This is a genomic window from Pseudomonas sp. St290, from assembly GCF_018325805.1.
GTDB classification, from domain to species: domain Bacteria; phylum Pseudomonadota; class Gammaproteobacteria; order Pseudomonadales; family Pseudomonadaceae; genus Aquipseudomonas; species Aquipseudomonas bijieensis.
Genome location: NZ_AP014703.1, coordinates 4,104,995 through 4,120,586, shown reverse-complemented (window position 1 = coordinate 4,120,586; position 15,592 = coordinate 4,104,995). Strand labels below are relative to the sequence as shown.

General features: G+C 55.7%; 13 protein-coding genes and 1 pseudogene. 7 read left to right on the top strand and 7 right to left on the bottom strand.

Annotated elements, in window-relative coordinates; all coding sequences use genetic code 11:
* Positions 1–196: 196 nt before the first annotated feature.
* The 5 genes and pseudogenes from PBDP_RS17825 to PBDP_RS17805 all read left to right on the top strand — a co-directional run.
* Positions 197–2,803 (top strand): aconitate hydratase, encoded by a 2,607-nt coding sequence (locus PBDP_RS17825; protein WP_212801080.1) that lies wholly within the window; start codon positions 197–199, stop codon positions 2,801–2,803.
* Between the two features lie 31 nt (positions 2,804–2,834).
* Complete coding sequence (gene prpF / locus PBDP_RS17820; protein WP_212801079.1) at positions 2,835–3,983, top strand: 2-methylaconitate cis-trans isomerase PrpF; 1,149 nt, start codon at positions 2,835–2,837, stop codon at positions 3,981–3,983.
* A gap of 77 nt (positions 3,984–4,060) precedes the next feature.
* Positions 4,061–5,287, top strand: coding sequence for a lactonase family protein (locus PBDP_RS17815; protein ID WP_249411802.1), 1,227 nt, complete (start codon positions 4,061–4,063; stop codon positions 5,285–5,287).
* A gap of 27 nt (positions 5,288–5,314) precedes the next feature.
* On the top strand, positions 5,315–6,067 hold the full coding sequence (locus tag PBDP_RS17810; RefSeq protein WP_212801078.1) for a transporter substrate-binding domain-containing protein: 753 nt from the start codon (positions 5,315–5,317) through the stop codon (positions 6,065–6,067).
* A gap of 89 nt (positions 6,068–6,156) precedes the next feature.
* Positions 6,157–6,391 (top strand): annotated as a pseudogene (locus tag PBDP_RS17805) (chemotaxis protein); the annotation flags it as partial.
* Positions 6,392–6,529: 138 nt separating this feature from the next.
* On the opposite strand, the gene PBDP_RS17800 reads toward PBDP_RS17805, so the two are convergent.
* The 6 genes from PBDP_RS17800 to PBDP_RS17775 form a co-directional block, all read right to left on the bottom strand.
* A complete protein-coding gene (locus PBDP_RS17800) occupies positions 6,530–7,453 on the bottom strand; it encodes a fumarylacetoacetate hydrolase (RefSeq protein ID WP_109753240.1) in 924 nt (307 codons plus the stop codon).
* Entirely contained in the window at positions 7,453–8,718 is a 1,266-nt protein-coding gene (locus tag PBDP_RS17795; RefSeq protein WP_212802516.1) for an MFS transporter, read from the bottom strand. The genes PBDP_RS17800 and PBDP_RS17795 overlap by 1 nt, the downstream gene beginning before the upstream one ends.
* A 130-nt stretch (positions 8,719–8,848) precedes the next feature.
* On the bottom strand, positions 8,849–9,898 hold the full coding sequence (locus PBDP_RS17790) for a type III polyketide synthase (protein WP_109753238.1): 1,050 nt from the start codon (positions 9,896–9,898) through the stop codon (positions 8,849–8,851).
* Positions 9,899–10,056: 158 nt separating this feature from the next.
* Positions 10,057–10,497, bottom strand: a complete 441-nt coding sequence (locus PBDP_RS17785) for a Zn-ribbon domain-containing OB-fold protein (protein WP_109753237.1) — start codon at positions 10,495–10,497, stop codon at positions 10,057–10,059.
* 10 nt (positions 10,498–10,507) lie between these two features.
* Positions 10,508–11,704, bottom strand: a complete 1,197-nt coding sequence (locus PBDP_RS17780; protein ID WP_109753236.1) for a thiolase family protein — start codon at positions 11,702–11,704, stop codon at positions 10,508–10,510.
* A gap of 30 nt (positions 11,705–11,734) precedes the next feature.
* The gene (locus PBDP_RS17775) at positions 11,735–12,817 is read right to left on the bottom strand and encodes a hydroxymethylglutaryl-CoA synthase (RefSeq protein WP_109753235.1); all 1,083 of its coding nucleotides are present in this window, start codon (positions 12,815–12,817) and stop codon (positions 11,735–11,737) included.
* A gap of 416 nt (positions 12,818–13,233) precedes the next feature.
* Here PBDP_RS17775 and PBDP_RS17770 point away from each other — a divergent pair, with 416 nt between their 5' ends.
* Positions 13,234–13,860 carry a TetR/AcrR family transcriptional regulator gene (locus PBDP_RS17770; RefSeq protein ID WP_212801077.1) on the top strand — a complete coding sequence of 209 codons (627 nt, stop codon included), beginning with the start codon at positions 13,234–13,236 and terminating at the stop codon, positions 13,858–13,860.
* Positions 13,861–13,879: 19 nt separating this feature from the next.
* Here PBDP_RS17770 and phlG read toward each other — a convergent pair whose 3' ends face one another.
* Entirely contained in the window at positions 13,880–14,761 is an 882-nt protein-coding gene (gene phlG, locus PBDP_RS17765) for a 2,4-diacetylphloroglucinol hydrolase (protein WP_163858143.1), read from the bottom strand.
* A gap of 147 nt (positions 14,762–14,908) precedes the next feature.
* On the opposite strand from phlG, the gene PBDP_RS17760 reads away from it, so the two are divergent.
* Entirely contained in the window at positions 14,909–15,586 is a 678-nt protein-coding gene (locus PBDP_RS17760; protein WP_109753232.1) for a TetR/AcrR family transcriptional regulator, read from the top strand.
* The last annotated feature ends 6 nt before the right edge of the window (positions 15,587–15,592 follow it).

Genomic DNA, 15,592 nt, shown 5'->3' with positions numbered 1-15,592 from the left:
TTATGTTTATTTTTTCTACCGTGCCTGACCGGGTGCTACGGCGCAGGAGCGAGTGTGCACAGTAGAAATCGTTGGTTGGGTCTGTCCGGTCACGTGGGTGAGATGAATCGGACGATTCAACATTGACCTATATCATGACAAAGTGCAATATTGCCCTCACAAAAACATTGCCCGTGCAGCCAGTGAGGATTAGCCAATGCCTATGTCAAAGGGTCGAACCGTTACCGCAAGCGGAATCGAGTACCGTGTCAGTGATATCCGTGGAGTTGTCACTGACCTGGGCGGCGATTACGCGAAGCTGCCTTACAGCTTGCGAATCCTTGCCGAAAACGTTTTGCGTGGTGAGGCTGATCCCGAGGCCGCACTGAGAGTGATTTGTGCCCGCTCCAAAAACTTCGATATCCCATTCCGTCCGGCTCGGGTTGTGCTTCAGGATCTGCTCGGTACGCCGGCATTGGTCGACCTCGCTGGTCTGCGTGATGCCGTCGCCGCAAAAGGCGGCAACCCACGTTTGGTAAACCCAGTGACGCCAACTCACCTGGTGGTGGATCACTCGCTTAACGTCGAGCGCTGGGGTGATGCCAGCGCACTCGCTGACAACGAGGCCATCGAGCGTGAACGCAATGCCGAGCGCTTCCAGTTCCTGGACTGGTGCAATAAGGCATTCAGCAACCTTTCGATTATTCCGTCGGGCAAAGGCATCCTTCACCAAATCAACCTTGAGCGTCTCACCACCGTTGTCGGTACTCAGCGCCGGGGCGATGAGCTGTGGGCTTTTCCCGATACCCTGGTAGGCACCGACAGCCACACCACCATGATCAACGCCATCGGCGTGCTGGGTTGGGGTGTCGGCGGTATCGAGGCTGAAGCTGCAATGCTGGGCAAATCGCTCATGCTGCGCTTGCCGGAAATCGTTGGCGTACGGCTGGAGGGCACTTTGCCGCAGGGCTATTTGGCGACAGACATCGCTTTGGCCTTGACTGAGCAACTGCGCAAAGTCGGTGTGATCGGTTCGTTCTTGGAGTTCTTCGGCCCGGGCGTACCGCAGTTGTCGCTGGCGGATCGTGGAACCTTGTCGAACATGGCGCCGGAATTCGGTGCAACAGCGGCAATGTTCGCCATCGATGAGCGTACCCTGCAATACATGCGTATGACAGGACGTGGTGGTCAGATTTCGGACCTGACGCAAGCGTATGCACGTGCACAAGGCCTTTGGCATGACAGCCTTGGCAATGCTGAATACAACCGTGTCGTGACACTTGATTTGAGCTCTGTTGCACGCTCTATTGCCGGGCCAAAGCAACCCCACCAACGCATTGTGTTGGGACAGAAATCGCCTGCCGACCATCTTCCTGGCGGTCTGGATAATGGCTCAGTGGTGCTTGCCGCTATCACCAGTTGCACAAACACTTCCAACCCTCGCGGCGTTATTGCAGCCGGCCTGGTTGCGCGAAATGCACGCAAGCGTGGATTGAAGAGAGCCGCGTGGGTGAAAACTTCGTTTGCTCCAGGCTCCATGGTGGTCTCTGATTATCTTGAGCGTTCCGGACTGAATGAAGACCTGGACGCTTTGGGTTTCAACCTGGTTGGGTACGGTTGCACCACTTGCAATGGTATGTCCGGCCCGTTGCTGAGCAACGAAATCGAAGACGAAATTCGTGCCCGCAAGCTGGAAACCGTAGCCGTTACTTCCGGCAACCGTAACTTTGAAGGCCGTGTTCACCCGCTGGCACGGGAAGTCTTCATCATGTCGCCGCCGCTGATCGTTGCTTACGCTATTGCGGGTACATACCTGATCGACCCGGAAAAAGATGCATTGGGCCTCGACGACGATGGTGTGCCTGTTTATCTCCACGAGTTGTGGCCAAGCGATGAGGAGTTGGCTCAAATCGAAGCAGATAATCTGACTGCGGATTTGTTCGACAAGGCCTACGAAGATGTTCCGCGTGAAGCCGGCTTGATTGCCAGCGATCTGCGCGCCGGCGTCAGTGATCAATATGCTTGGCAAGCGAGCAGTACCTACATCCGCAAACCGCCGTACTGGAGCGATGCGGTGAGTGCGACAGACACCACCAAAGACCTCAGCAACATGCGTGTGTTGGCCATGCTCTCGGACAACATCACTACCGATCACATCTCGCCGTCCGGCGCGATTCTTCCAGAAAGCGATGCGGGCCAATACCTGCAATCCCATGGCATCGCAGTGCCGGACTTCAACTCCTATGGTACGCGCCGTGGCAACCATGAAGCGGCGCAGCGTGCAACCTTCGCAAGCCCTCGCCTGAAAAATGAACTGCTTGAAGATGGCCGTGAAGGCCCATGGACGTTGCTTCTGCCCGAGAAAGAAGTCACCACGATTTTCCAGGCCGCCGAGATCTACGCACAACGTAAGCAATCGCTGATCGTCGTTGCCGGCAAGGAGTACGGAAGTGGCTCCTCGCGCGACTGGGCCGCAAAAGGCCCTCGTCTGCTGGGTGTTCGTGTGGTCGTAGCCGAAAGCTTCGAACGTATTCACCGCACCAACCTGGCTGGCCTCGGCATTCTTCCGCTGCAGTTTGAGGCAGGTGTTTCTCGCCAGAGTCTGGGCTTGAACGGACGCGAGACATTCAGCGTCGAGGGCATCACAGAAGACTTCCAACCGGGCGCCAGAATCACGCTGGTGATCGAGCGTGAGAACGGTGAGAAAGAGCGCGTCACGGTCGTGAGTCGTCTGGATACCTTCGAAGACGTTCGCTACTTCCGCAGCGGCGGTCTGCTGCCACAGCTTCTGATCGAAAGCATGAAGAGCGCCCTCGTTAACTGATGCAACGCTGATCCGTTGGAGTAAATTTGAAATGACCCAAAGACGTATTCCTGCCGTTTACATGCGTGGCGGTTCAAGCAAGGGCGTGTTCTTTCTTGACGAAAGTCTGCCACCGGCAGGCGCCGAGCGTGATGCGATCCTGCTTCGTGTCATTGGGAGCCCCGATGTCTACGGCAAACAGATAGACGGTATGGGGGGCGCAACCTCCAGCACCAGCAAGGTTGTGGTCATCGGCAAATCCACACGGGAAGACTGCGATGTGGATTACCTGTTCGGTGCTCCGGCTATCGAGACGCCTGTCATTGACTGGTCGGGCAACTGCGGCAACTTGAGCTCGGCGGTCGGCCCATATGCCATCTCCGAGGGGCTGGTGGATGCACCTCGCGATGGCGTGGCAGTTGTCCGCATATGGCAGGCCAATATCCAGAGGCGAATCATCGCCCACGTTCCAATGCGTAATGGCGAGGTCCAGGAAGAAGGGGATTTCGTACTCGATGGCGTAGCTTTTCCTGGTGCCGAAGTTGTCCTGGAGTTCCTCGACCCGGGTGGTTCAGATGGCAGCATTCTTCCAACTGGGAATGCCATCGACGAATTGGACATTCCAGGCCTCGGTCATCTGCCAGTGACCCTGCTCAATGCGGGTAACCCGACCATCTTTATCGATGCAGATAAGGTGGGTCTTAAAGGTACCGAAACTCAAGACCAGGTAAACGGTAATGCTGAGCTGCTTGCACGGCTTGAGACCATTCGTGCGCATTGCACGGTAGCCATGGGGCTGGCTGAAACGGCAGAAGAAGCCACGCGAGTGCGTCCCCACACGCCGAAGCTTTGCATGATTGCCCAGCCTCAAGCCTATCCAGCAGCGGGCGGCAAACAGGTTAAGCCCGCTGACATTGACGTGATTGCTCGGATTCTCTCGATGGGCAAGCTTCATCACGCGATCACTGGTACCGGTGCCGTGGCTGTCGCTGTTGCGGCGGCGCTCGAAGGCACGCTCGTCAATCGCATTGTCGGTGATATCGGTGATCGCCAGGTACGCATGGGCCACACCGCAGGCAGTGTCGCCGTGGGTGCCAAAACGGTCTTGGAGGACGGTGTCTGGGTGGTTGAAAAAGCTGTCATGAGCCGTAGCGCTCGTCGATTGATGGAAGGCTGGGTGCGTATCCCTGAAGTCATCTGATTTGCCGCTGTGGATGCCGAGTTCTGCTCGGCATCACACATTTGAATTCGATAATAAAAACAAAAGAGATATCTCTCATGAATGCTTCCGAGCTCTCAGGTCATCTGATGTATCGCCGTCGATTCGCTCAGTTGTCTGCCATCGCGGCAGGAGGGATCGTGGCAGGCTTGTTCAACATTCCTGCAAGCGCTGCTTCCTCGAGTGATGAAAACAAAATGGCGGGCAATAAAGCCGCTCAGACTCCTCGGTTTGCATACGTTGGATCCAGGACAACCAAGGAGCGAAATGCACGTGGCGTGGGCATAACGGTTTATCGTTACGACCCGGAAAGTGGAGCCTGTGTGTTGGTTCAAACGCTGGATGAGTTGGTGAATCCGTCGTTTCTAGCCTTCGACAACTCTCAGAACCATCTCTACTGCGTTCATGGCGATCAGAGTGAGGTCAGCTCTTTCGCAATCGATTCAAAATCGGGTGTTCTGACCAAGCTCAATACCGTCGGCACACAAGGTAAGAATCCTGTTCATCTCAGTGTTGACCCCACCAATAAATTCCTGGCTGTCGCTAATTACGCGACAGGCAGCTTCGCCTTATTCCCTATCCGAGAGGATGGCAGCCTGGGTGACTTGTCCCACGCCGAATCGCTTTCGGGTGAAGCTGGCCCCCATAAGGTCGAACAGGGCGGCAGCCACCCCCACATGATTCCTTTCGATCCGTCAGGGCGGTACGTGGTCATTCCTGACAAGGGGCTCGATGGGATCTTCGTGTACCGCGTCCGAAACAATAACGCGAAACTTGAGGCGACTCAGGTCAGCTTGATCAAGACGAGAGAGGGCGCAGGACCGCGCCATATTGTCTTCGCTGCTGACGCTCGTCATGCCTATGTCGTTAATGAACTCGACAGCAGTGTCACGGGCTACGCCTACGAGGCAGATCACGGAACGCTCACGCCGAAGGAAATACTTTCCACCTTGCCACGGACGTTTACGGGCAATAGTCGTGCAGCGGCAATTGTCCTGGCACCCTCAGGCAGGCATCTGTACGTATCGAACCGGGGGCACGATAGTGTGGCCACCTTCCTGATCAGTGAAAGTGGTGAGTTTGTGGCCCTAGGGCACACTCCTTCGCAAGGTCGAAAGCCGCGCTTCATGAATCTGACCCCGGATGGCGCTCGCCTGTTTGTTGCCAACGAGGAAACTGACAATATCGTCGCTTTCGACGTCGACATAAATACCGGTGACCTGACTGCAAATGGCCAGGTGATCAAAACCGGTAGCCCGGTTTGCATGATTTTCAAAACGACCTGACAGCCAGAGCCTTAGAGGTGAATAGTCATGATTTTAGATATTGCGGCTGTACGTGGTGATTTAGCCCCCAGCGGTGAACTGCGGGTAGCCATCAACTTGGGCAATCCTGTCCTGGCTCAACGTGATGAAACCACCGGCAACCTGGAGGGTGTCTCCGTTGCGCTCGCCAATGCATTGGCGAACGAGTTGGGCCTCGTTGCCAGGCTGACGCCATATGATGCTGCCGGAAAAGTATTTGCTGCCTTGGAGGACGAACTCTGGGATTTGGCTTTTTTGGCTATAGAGCCGGTGCGTGCAGAGAAGATCGCTTTCTCAAGTCCTTATGTGAGTATCGATGGAACCTACCTCGTACGCATGGATAGTTCATTCCAAAAAGCCGCGGACCTGGATGGCCAGGGCCACAGGATTTCCGTGGGCCGTGGTGCCGCGTATGACCTGTATCTCTCACGCACCTTGCAGCACTCTGAACTCGTCAGGGCAGACACCTCCGCGAGCGCGGTTGATCTGTTTCTTGAGCAGGAACTGGAGGCGGCGGCAGGGGTTCGACAGCCATTGGAACGCTTCGCCCGTTCCACTCCAGGAGTAAGAGTGCTGGCAGATAACTTCACGGAAATTCGCCAGGCGATGGCTGTTCCGAAGGCACGGAAAATGGCTGCCGAATACATCGAGAATTTTATTTGCCGTCTTGTGAGGGATGGCTTCGTAGCCAGAGCGTTAGCTGAGAGCGGTCAAAGTGACGCGCGTGTCGTACTGCCAGTTTTACCGACTGCTCCCATCTAAGGGGGGCTTCGTGGGAGATCCCCTTGAGCGGGACGAAACCACAGTGGGGCAGTTTTCTATGCACCTTTGCGCTAGGGGGGGTGGAGGCGTTGTTGGTGGAGATCGCCGAAGGCGTAGCGAGGATCAGCGATCGGAACATTCAGATTGCTTCCGCGGCGGAGGAGCAGAGCGCGGTGTCCGAAGACATCAATCGCAACGTGAACGATCAATGACCTGGTGATCCAGGTGAGTGCCGGTGCCGAGCAGACAGCAATCACCAGCCAGGAACTGGCGCGCCTGGCCGAGTACCAGCAACAGTGGGTCAGTCGCTTCAAGGTGGCGTAGATCCCAGCGTCCCGGGCCTTTGGTGAAAGGCCCGGGTTTGCTCAAACGATATCGTCGATCGGGCTGTGGTCTGTCTGCGGCTGCATCGTTCGACGCTGCTCGATGGTGAACTGACCAATCCATGCTCATAGAAGTCGATCAGAACTTCTTAGGCACGGACAGGGGCAGGTCAATACAGCCGTGGTCAGGTGTACGTCGCGCAGGCAATGGAACCAGCGAAACCAGCTCCTCTTCGACGATTTGATTGTTCATGGCCAACTCCAGCTCGGGGCAGTCGATGCTGAGCCAGTCACCGTGTTGGAGCGGCACATTCGCAGTGCGATGGCTCAAGCTGTGAAACACGTAGTGAACCAGTCCGGGCTCGAGAAACTGCTCGTGTTTCTCCAGGAACTCTTGGGAGTATCGACGCAAACTTTGCCAACGATGCAAGCTCATCCGATGGTGACTTGCCGTCAAGGGTTGGCCATCGCGTTCTATCTGGACGTTGATGGCCAGATCAGCCTGCAATTCCCCCACGATCAAGGCCGGGGCAATCGCACAGGTACGCAAGTGGGCATGGGTTGAAGAAATGGCGTCACGGCTGTGCAATACATGATCGTGAATATCGTTGCCCAAGGTAAAACCAATGAAGCGCAGCGCGCCAAACTGGTCGACCCAGTAAAGACAGACAATGCACGGCTCGCTACTGATGCTTTGTGAATGATAAGGAACCTGCAAGGGGTCGCCGTCGGTCTTGAGCAGTCGACCGTTGCCTTTGTAGTACCAGGCCTGTTCTGTCTTGGCGGTACAGAGGGTGATTTCGCTGATCTGGACCAATAGATTGTTATCGGGCTTTAGCGGCGGTCGGTATTTCACCGCCGCTGGCGTAAGCGGGTAGGGCGTGGACGGCAGGCCATTTAGATAGGACTCCCAGTCCATATTCCGCTCAGCACAATGGGCCAGGGCTTCATAAAGATTTCCCTGGGGAGGACGCACTTCCCGACTTTGACCGGATTTGAAGTCAAAGACACCAAGGCCTCCTTGCGGCACTGGAGAGTCCAGCAACATCACATAATGGGTCATTACTTATCCTCCAGGGTCAAGCGTGCGGATAGGGGGGCATAGTCCTTGAGCCCGTTGAAGAGCGGGTTGGCCTCTTTGAGCCACAAGGACAGCAAACCACCGGTCAAACTTCCGGCCAGTGCCAGGAACAGGATTGCGGTGAGGCCCCACGTCATGGCGATGTAGCCGGCGACGACAGGCGCGACGCCTCCGCCCAGAATCTCTCCGCAGCCCACCACTAGCCCTGTCGCGGTGGCCAATAAACTGGGCGGTACTGATTCGCTGGTCAGCGGGCCGACCATTATGCAGATCAGGCTGAAGTTGATGAAGGACAAGAAAAATAATTGAAGAAACAGGAGCCAGGGCAGTGGAGGGCTGATGATCAATAAGCCCACTAACAGTGCGCTGATCATGAAGCAGATGGAAACCACGGGCTTGCGACCCAATTGGTCGGACAAGCCGGGAATGACCAGTTGGCCAAAGAAACCACCCAGGCCAATGGCGGAAATGATCATGGCCATGGAGAAATTGCTCAGGTGCAGAATGTCTGTCAGGTAGCTGGGGAGCAGGGCACACAGCACGAACTGGCACGTCAGGATGCAAAGCATCAAGGCAATATTGAGCCGCACATTGCCGCTGGACAGGGCCGTCCTCCACTGGCTTCTGGAGGTGTGTGCAATCGATGCCGTGCTGGGCGCCCGGGTTGGTTGGTAAGTTTTATAGAGATACCAGGCCACTAACAGGCCGGGTAACGAAATGATGGCGAACACGGCACGCCAGGATCCGAACACTTCAAGCAAGACGCCGGCCAGCAGCGGTCCGAGGCACAGGCCGATGATGGGGAACAATGCTTGTTGAATACCCAGATTGAGTCCGCGCCGACAGGGCTGCGAGACTTCATCGGTAACTATGATACTGACTGGGGTGAATGCACCTTCACAGACGCCCATCAAGGCACGCAAGAGCACCAGGCCCACCAGGCTGGTGATCAATGCGGACGCACCGGCCAGGAGGGATAACAGGGTGATCGACAGCACCAGCAACTTCTTGGTGCCCAATACCCTGATGGCGGCACCCATGAACAGGGCCGAGCCTCCCCATGCGAATGCCAGGATGGCCGACAGCATGCTCAAGTCCTGATAGTCCAAGGCCAAGTCACGCATGATCACCGGGAACAGCGGCATGATGATGAACCTGTCCAGCCCTACCAGCCCGAAGCTCAGCGACAAAAGCGTGATCATGCGTCTTTCATAGCCGCCCCAAGGTCGAGCGACCAGATACTTCATCTCCATGTTCTTTCCCCTTCTTTCCCTAGCGCTTTCGAAGCTCTCTTGAACGAGGTGAACGCCTGCGATCAATACGCCTGTAGCCAGGGGCAGGTGCCCCTGGCTGGGTGCTGGTGCGTTATCCGGTCTGTCAGGCGACCCACTTGCCCACGGCCATTTCAGCGGTGAAACCCGGGCCGAAGGCCGCCAACATGCCAGTCGCGCCATCGACAGGCCCGCTGTCGAACTGGCGCTTGAGCACATCGAAGACCACCACGCTGGCGATGTTCCCGGCTTCGCTCAAACTGTCGCGGGATTGCGCGACCCTGCCGGGTTCCAAGTCCAGTTGCAGGACCAGTTCATCAAGAATTTTCCGTCCGCCGGTATGGAAGATGAAAAAGTCATTTTGAGCGCAATGTTGATTGAAGGTCTCGTAGTTCAATTCCTCCATCATGGGCGCGACATCTTTAATGGAGTTCATGACCGCCTTGTCCAGGGTAAAGTGAAAACCACTGTCTTTGACGTCGTATTTAATGTAGTGCTCGCTGTCAGGCAGGAAGTAAGACCCCGTCTTGGCGATCTTGAAACCAGGCGCCTGGTCGTCGGCTCGCATTACGCAGGCCGATACGGCATCGCCGAATAATGCCGCTGAGATGAACGCGTGCAACTTGGTGTCCTGGGGTTGATAGCAGAGCGACGAGAACTCCAGGGAGACGATGAGCACATGGTTGTCCGGCGCGAGACTGGCGAAGTCATTGGCTCGATTGATCGCCGCAGCGCCTGCCACGCATCCCAATTGAGCGATAGGCAGTTGTACGGTCGACGTTCGCAGGCCCAGGTCGTTGATCAAGTGGGCCGTCAGCGAAGGCATCATGAAACCCGTGCACGATGTCACAGCGACCATTCGAATGTCGTCTGTGGTCAGCCCGGCATTCTCGATGGCTTGGCGCGCCGCGATGGATGACATGCGGCGGGCCTCGCGCTCATAAACGATGCTGCGATGGGTGAAGCCGGTATGCACTGCCAGTTCATCGATGGGCAGGACCAAGTGTCGCTCGTTCACCTGTGTGTTTTGAATCATGCGTTTGGCAAGAGCCATTCTCGGGTGATCATCATGCAACTGCTCTAGATGCTCGATCATTTGTTGCTGGGTGATCTTGTATTGCGGGAACAGCAGACTGGGTTTGCAAAGAGTAGACATGACAAGTCCTCGGCTAAAAGCCAATAAATTTAGAAACATGTTTAAGGCAATGACAGCAAAGCTGGACTCTGAAAAACAGAATCAAAGCAACGGGCTTGGAGGCCAAAAACTTGACTGTTGTTATCGATAACGCGGGGTATGGCGGACGTCTAAGTTTGTTATTTCACCAATACAAACTTATAGGCATATTGCCAAGCCAAGTTGCTTTCCCGGACATGTTTTCGAATGACCATGCGTACGGGCGCACCGCTGACAACTTGTCGGGGATCGATGACGTCAACTATTTCCGAGGCAATCACCAGACCGTCATCCAGACGCACCATCGCCATGTAGCGAGGCACGGTTTCGCCATAGCCCATGGCCGCAAGTATGGGGTTCTCGGCATGGGCGCTGACTTGGATAGTGCCGGTGCGTGCGCAGCGATACGGTTCTACGTTCAACGAGTTGCACGCGCCGCAAACTGTGCGCCGAGGGAAGAAGATTTCTTCGCAATCCTGGCACCGGCTGCCTTCGAGGCGGTATTTACCGCCGTGTTCGCGCCATTCGCGCAACATGCTGGCGGTGGTCATGCGGTGAATTTGTTCAGGGTAAAGGGACATGGTCGGCTCCTTAATCGTTGGAAAGCACAATGACGCTGTTGTGCGCGGCGTAACCGCCCAGGTTTTGCGAGACACCAATACGGGCGCCTTTGACTTGGTTGTTGGACTCGCCGCGAAGCTGCCGGAACAATTCAGTAATGTGCAAAATCCCATCGCAACCGGAAGCGTGGCCGCGTCCGATGTTGCCGCCATCAGTGTTCAGGGGAAGTTGCCCATCAAGGGCTATGCCGCCTTCCAATACAAAGTCGCCTGCCTGGCCTGGACCACATACGCCCATGGACTCCATTTGAATCAACCCGGCGCCCAGCAAGTCGTAGACTTGCGCCACATCGATATCCTTTGCGGTGATACCGGCTTTTTTGTAGGCGATTTCGGCGCAGGCCAGCGAGTTGGCGGAAACCGCCATGCCGACATCTTTTGGCAGACCCGGAAATTGCAGCGTCGGGTTGTGATAGCGCGTGCCGAAATAGTGCGATACACCGGTGTAGGCACAGCCACGGACAAATACCGGTTGGGTCGTGTAACGGTGCACAAGGTGTTCGGCAACCAGGATGGCGCATCCGCTGGCTTCACCCCAGGCCAGCATGGAGCCGCATGCTTCGCTATTTTTGAGTGTTTCGAGGGACGGGATCGGCACGCCATAACGGGTAGCCGTGGGAGTGTTATGGGCATAAATGCGCATCTGCCGCCCAAAGGTAGCCAATACATCCGCTTCGCGTCCTGCATAGCCGTACTTTTCAAAATATTCGGCGGTCGCCAGGGCGAAGGCGTCTGTGTGAGAGATGCCTAGAAAATAATCGTATTCACATTCAGTGCTGGAGCCGATGTACTCGGCGTAGTTGAAGTGGTCGGTCATTTTTTCAAAGCCGCCACACAGAACGATGTCGTATTCACCTGAGGCGACCATTTGGTGAGCCATCTGGAAAGACACCGAACTGCTGGTGCAGTTGGCCGTACTCATGAACGTGGGGGCAGGGCTGATCCCCAAGGCATCGGAGATGGTGGGGCCCAGGCCTCCGTATTCAGAAATGCCTTCGCCGTGGTACCCGTAGGCAACTGCCTGGAGTTCGCGAGGGTGCATCTTGATGGCGTTGAGTGCCTGGTAGGCGGACTCGACGATCATCTCCTTGAAAGTCTGGCGAACTCTGGAACTGCCAGGTTTAGGGGTATAGGCAGCCGAAACGATAGCAACGCGTCGTGCGCACATAAAAAGGTGCTCCTTGCTGGATGATTGGAATCAGAGATAGGCCGTCAGGGCATAGTCGGGCCGCAAGTATTTGAACTCGTACTTGATCGACGTCCCGTAATCCACGTAGTACTTATCCTCCAGCAGCGTGCGCAGCGGAACGTTGGTTTTTTGATAGGCTTCGATGGCATCGGTGACGGTCAGGGCAATGGCATCGCTGCCTGCACCAAATCCATAGGAAACCAACAGGATTCTTTCGCCAGGACGCGCTTGATCGAGTACGTTGACCAAGCCCAACAAAGGACTCGCGGCTCCAGCGTCGCCGACACTCTGGGCATAGATGCCAGGTTCGATTTGGGCCTTGGTGAATCCCAGGTGCTTGCCGAGAGAGTAGGGGGTCGATACCAGGTTTTGTTGGAAGACGACGTAATCGAAATCATCGGCTTGCGCATGAATCTTGGCCATCAATCCCGAGGCGGCGCGGCGAGTCTGGTCCTCGAGGCCGATACTGTTCTTGTCCGAGCCCAATCCCATTCCCGAGCGGATATAGCGGTCCCCTTGAGGCCTGATGTTGTCAGCGACATCCGCCGCGCAAGAAAAACTTGCGTCAAAATGCGCGATCACATTTTCTGTCCCCAACAGCAAGGCCGCGGCTCCGGCTCCGGCATAGGACTCCGTCAAGTCACCGGGGGCGGTGTTGCGGTTGATCGTATCGGCGCCCACCGCCAAAGCGTTGCCCACCATGCCCGACGCTACCAAGGCGTACGCGATCTGGAGGGCGCTGGTGCCTGATTTGCCGGCAAACTGCACGTCTGCGCAAAAGGCGTCATAGCCGCAGCCGAGCATTTCCAGGATGATTGCGGCCGAGGCCCGGGAGTCGTAAGGATTGGTGCAGGTGCCAAGATAAAGCGCTTCAAGGGAACAAGGTGGTGCCTTGTCCAGCGCGCGTTGGGCGGCGAGGACACCCAAGGTTATGACATCCTCGTCGGGTTGCAGGACGGCCCTTTCAATAACGCCCAATTGGTCCTTTACCAAGCTCAGATCGGTGTTTTTCCACACCTGGATCACGTCGTCCACCTTGAGCCGGCAGACCGGGATACCCGAGCCATAGCTCACTATTCCTACCTTATTCATGTGTACATCCTCCAGATTCCGTTCTTTCACCTGTTGGCCGGGGCCGTGACAAGCGCATGAAATATTTAGAAACTATCTATTGGTACCCGCAAAGCGATACTGGCGGTCATATGCCCGTAAATCGGCAGGTTCACCAGGCAGAACCTACCGGTCAGCATGTGAACAATGGGTTTATTCTCGTCCAATTATTATGTATGATACGAAACGTGCCGTATCGTTAAGGTCGCGTTAAAAATTTATGAATTTCCTTCTCCGATTTCCTTACATAGAGGCAATAAGCACTCCAGAGGCCCGCTGCTAAGCAGAAGCTGAGATCAAATAAACATACAAAACGAAACGATCCGTTTCATTGCTTTTCGAGAGAATCCTATACCCTGAGTCTCTTTTGTCAAGCGCCATATTGGAGATTTTGAATTATGGCCCGTAAACCATCTCGGAGCTCCATTGGCTCATTGAGGAGCCCTCACACGCACAAAGCGATCATTATTTCCGCCATAGAAACCCTTAAGGAGTGCGGTTATTCGGGGTTGAGCATCGAGGCTGTGGCTCGCCGTGCCGGCGCAAGTAAACCGACCATCTATCGGTGGTGGGGTAACAAGGCAGCCTTGATCGCCGAGGTCTACGAGAGTGAAAGCGAGCAGATTCGCAAAGAGCCTGATAAAGGCTCCTTCAAGGAGAACCTCAATTTCTTGCTGCTCAATCTATGGAAGGTCTGGCGAGAAACGATTTGCGGGGAGGCTTTTCGGTGCGTCATCGCTGAGGCCCAGCTCGATCCCAGTACGCTGCCAAAACTGAAAGATGAATTCATGGAGCGGCGTAGGGAGTTGCCTCGCAAGCTGGTGGAAAATGCCATTCAGCAAGGCGAGTTACCCAAGGATACGTCGCGTGAACTGCTTTTGGACATGATCTTTGGGTTCTGCTGGTACCGGCTGTTGACTGAGCAGTTGGAGGTGGAAGCGGATATCAATGAGTTCACGACACTTCTGCTGAACGGGGTATTGCGCCCGACTTCGGCAGCGGTTCAGGGCGCCGCCGAAGTCTGATTATCGGGTGGGGTTGTCCTTACTTTGCGCCACTGAATTGCGCATGAAGGCTCGGCAGGATGCTGGCCAGGTGGTTGAACTCACACATGTCATGCACTGCAAATTCATAAGCCAGGGTTTCCAACTCCACTTCCCCCAGGCCGCTTTCTTCCAGGAGCTGGGCGGCTCGCTCGGCGCCTGGAAAACGCTGCATGGCAGGGTGGCTGCCGACCCAGTAACGGCTCGTCAGATACAAACCTTCCGGGCATTCCTTGAACAAGTGCGCCATCAACGACACAGGCACTTGTGGTTCGTGGGCCAGGCTCATCAAGGCGCTGACGCTGCCATCTATCTTGGATTCGCGATACAGATCCGGACAGAAGCCCAGCTCGCAGGGATCCCTGAAATGAATGTGCAGGTGCATGAGACGGTCGCCGACGTACTCAGAGGCGCAAAAGGTATTCCCATACAAGCTTTCCTCAAAGCTCAAGGTAGTGTCGCTGAGACGCTCGTGATGAACGCAGGGGTTTTCCACATGGGCATAAGGAAACCACAAGGTGTAGCGTTCAGCCTCCAACGGATGCCACATGAACCACCACTTGAGCATCTCAGCTGTGCAGTTGGGAAAAAACTTGCGGCTTTGCACATAAGCCATCGGCCCTGGCAGCAAGGCGTAGCCTGCCTCTTCGCTAATGAAATCAGCAGCGAGCATGCGGTTGAGGTCTTCAATACTGGGCGTCAAGGTGTCAGCCAGCGGCATGGGGCCTTGCTGTATTTTTTCGACAGCACTGAGCGGCACGCTGATCTTCGAGCGGAAAAATTCGGCGTAGGGTTTTCCTTGAATGGCCTGTTGATTGGCCAGGAACTGCTTCTGCATTGGCAATGAGAAGTAGGTGAAAGGTGTCATTACGCGCGCTTCCATGACGATATTTCCTTGATAGTGCGTGAGAAGCCGCAGCATCGGCTGCGAAGTCCTCACGCGGTGTTGTAAAGGGACAATGACGGGACCAAAATAGGTAGGCTGAAATAAAAAGTCAAATTTGAATTAGAACTATAAAGAGATGAGCTCATGGACAATGCCATTGGCAAGCCTTCCCTGCCTCGTGCTTCGCGGCTCGATGGGCAGGCAACGCGGCTGCAGATTCTGGAAAAGGCCGGTGAACTGTTTGCCGAGCAGGGGTTGGCCAACACCACCAGCAAGCAGATTTGTGAACGTTCGCAAGCCAACAGTGCGGCGGTGAACTATCACTTCGTGAATAAAGAGGGCCTGTATCGCGCAGTGTTGCTCGAAGCCCATGCTCGGTTGGTGCAACTGGAAACGCTGGTTTCGCTTAACGAGCGGCCAGGTTCACCGCAGGACAAGTTGCGTGCGCTCATTACCGTGCTGGTCGAGCGCCTGCACAATCATCCCGATGGCTGGGCGCTGAAAGTGCTCACGCGCGAAGTGCTTTCGCCTTCTCCCGAGTTTGAGGTGGTGCTCAAGGAGCAATCGTTTCCCAAGGCACACATCCTGCGTGGCTTGCTTGGACAAATCATGAACTTGCCGGCGGATCACCCGACAACGTTGCGCAGCGCCATCAGCGTCTTCGCACCCTGTCTTTTCTTGCTTATAGCCCATCAGCCGCTAAAGCAGCATGTACTGCAGGGGTTGAGTCTCGAGCCGCAGGGCTTGATAGACCACATGATGAGCTATGCCCTAGGTGGCCTCCAGGCAGTGGCGGCGACTGCGCACGATGCTGCAAGCTGACACCGG

What these genes read in the sequence shown, in the direction of transcription:
- phlG (WP_163858143.1), bottom strand. Translation starts at nt 14,761, where the DNA reads ATGGAAGCGCGCGTAATGACACCTTTCACCTACTTCTCATTGCCAATG.
- PBDP_RS17790 (WP_109753238.1), bottom strand. Translation starts at nt 9,898, where the DNA reads ATGTCTACTCTTTGCAAACCCAGTCTGCTGTTCCCGCAATACAAGATC.
- PBDP_RS17795 (WP_212802516.1), bottom strand. Translation starts at nt 8,718, where the DNA reads ATGAAGTATCTGGTCGCTCGACCTTGGGGCGGCTATGAAAGACGCATG.
- PBDP_RS17760 (WP_109753232.1), top strand. Translation starts at nt 14,909, where the DNA reads ATGGACAATGCCATTGGCAAGCCTTCCCTGCCTCGTGCTTCGCGGCTC.
- prpF (WP_212801079.1), top strand. Translation starts at nt 2,835, where the DNA reads ATGACCCAAAGACGTATTCCTGCCGTTTACATGCGTGGCGGTTCAAGC.
- PBDP_RS17775 (WP_109753235.1), bottom strand. Translation starts at nt 12,817, where the DNA reads ATGAATAAGGTAGGAATAGTGAGCTATGGCTCGGGTATCCCGGTCTGC.
- PBDP_RS17785 (WP_109753237.1), bottom strand. Translation starts at nt 10,497, where the DNA reads ATGTCCCTTTACCCTGAACAAATTCACCGCATGACCACCGCCAGCATG.
- PBDP_RS17810 (WP_212801078.1), top strand. Translation starts at nt 5,315, where the DNA reads ATGATTTTAGATATTGCGGCTGTACGTGGTGATTTAGCCCCCAGCGGT.
- PBDP_RS17800 (WP_109753240.1), bottom strand. Translation starts at nt 7,453, where the DNA reads ATGACCCATTATGTGATGTTGCTGGACTCTCCAGTGCCGCAAGGAGGC.
- PBDP_RS17770 (WP_212801077.1), top strand. Translation starts at nt 13,234, where the DNA reads ATGGCCCGTAAACCATCTCGGAGCTCCATTGGCTCATTGAGGAGCCCT.
- PBDP_RS17780 (WP_109753236.1), bottom strand. Translation starts at nt 11,704, where the DNA reads ATGTGCGCACGACGCGTTGCTATCGTTTCGGCTGCCTATACCCCTAAA.
- PBDP_RS17815 (WP_249411802.1), top strand. Translation starts at nt 4,061, where the DNA reads ATGAATGCTTCCGAGCTCTCAGGTCATCTGATGTATCGCCGTCGATTC.
- PBDP_RS17825 (WP_212801080.1), top strand. Translation starts at nt 197, where the DNA reads ATGCCTATGTCAAAGGGTCGAACCGTTACCGCAAGCGGAATCGAGTAC.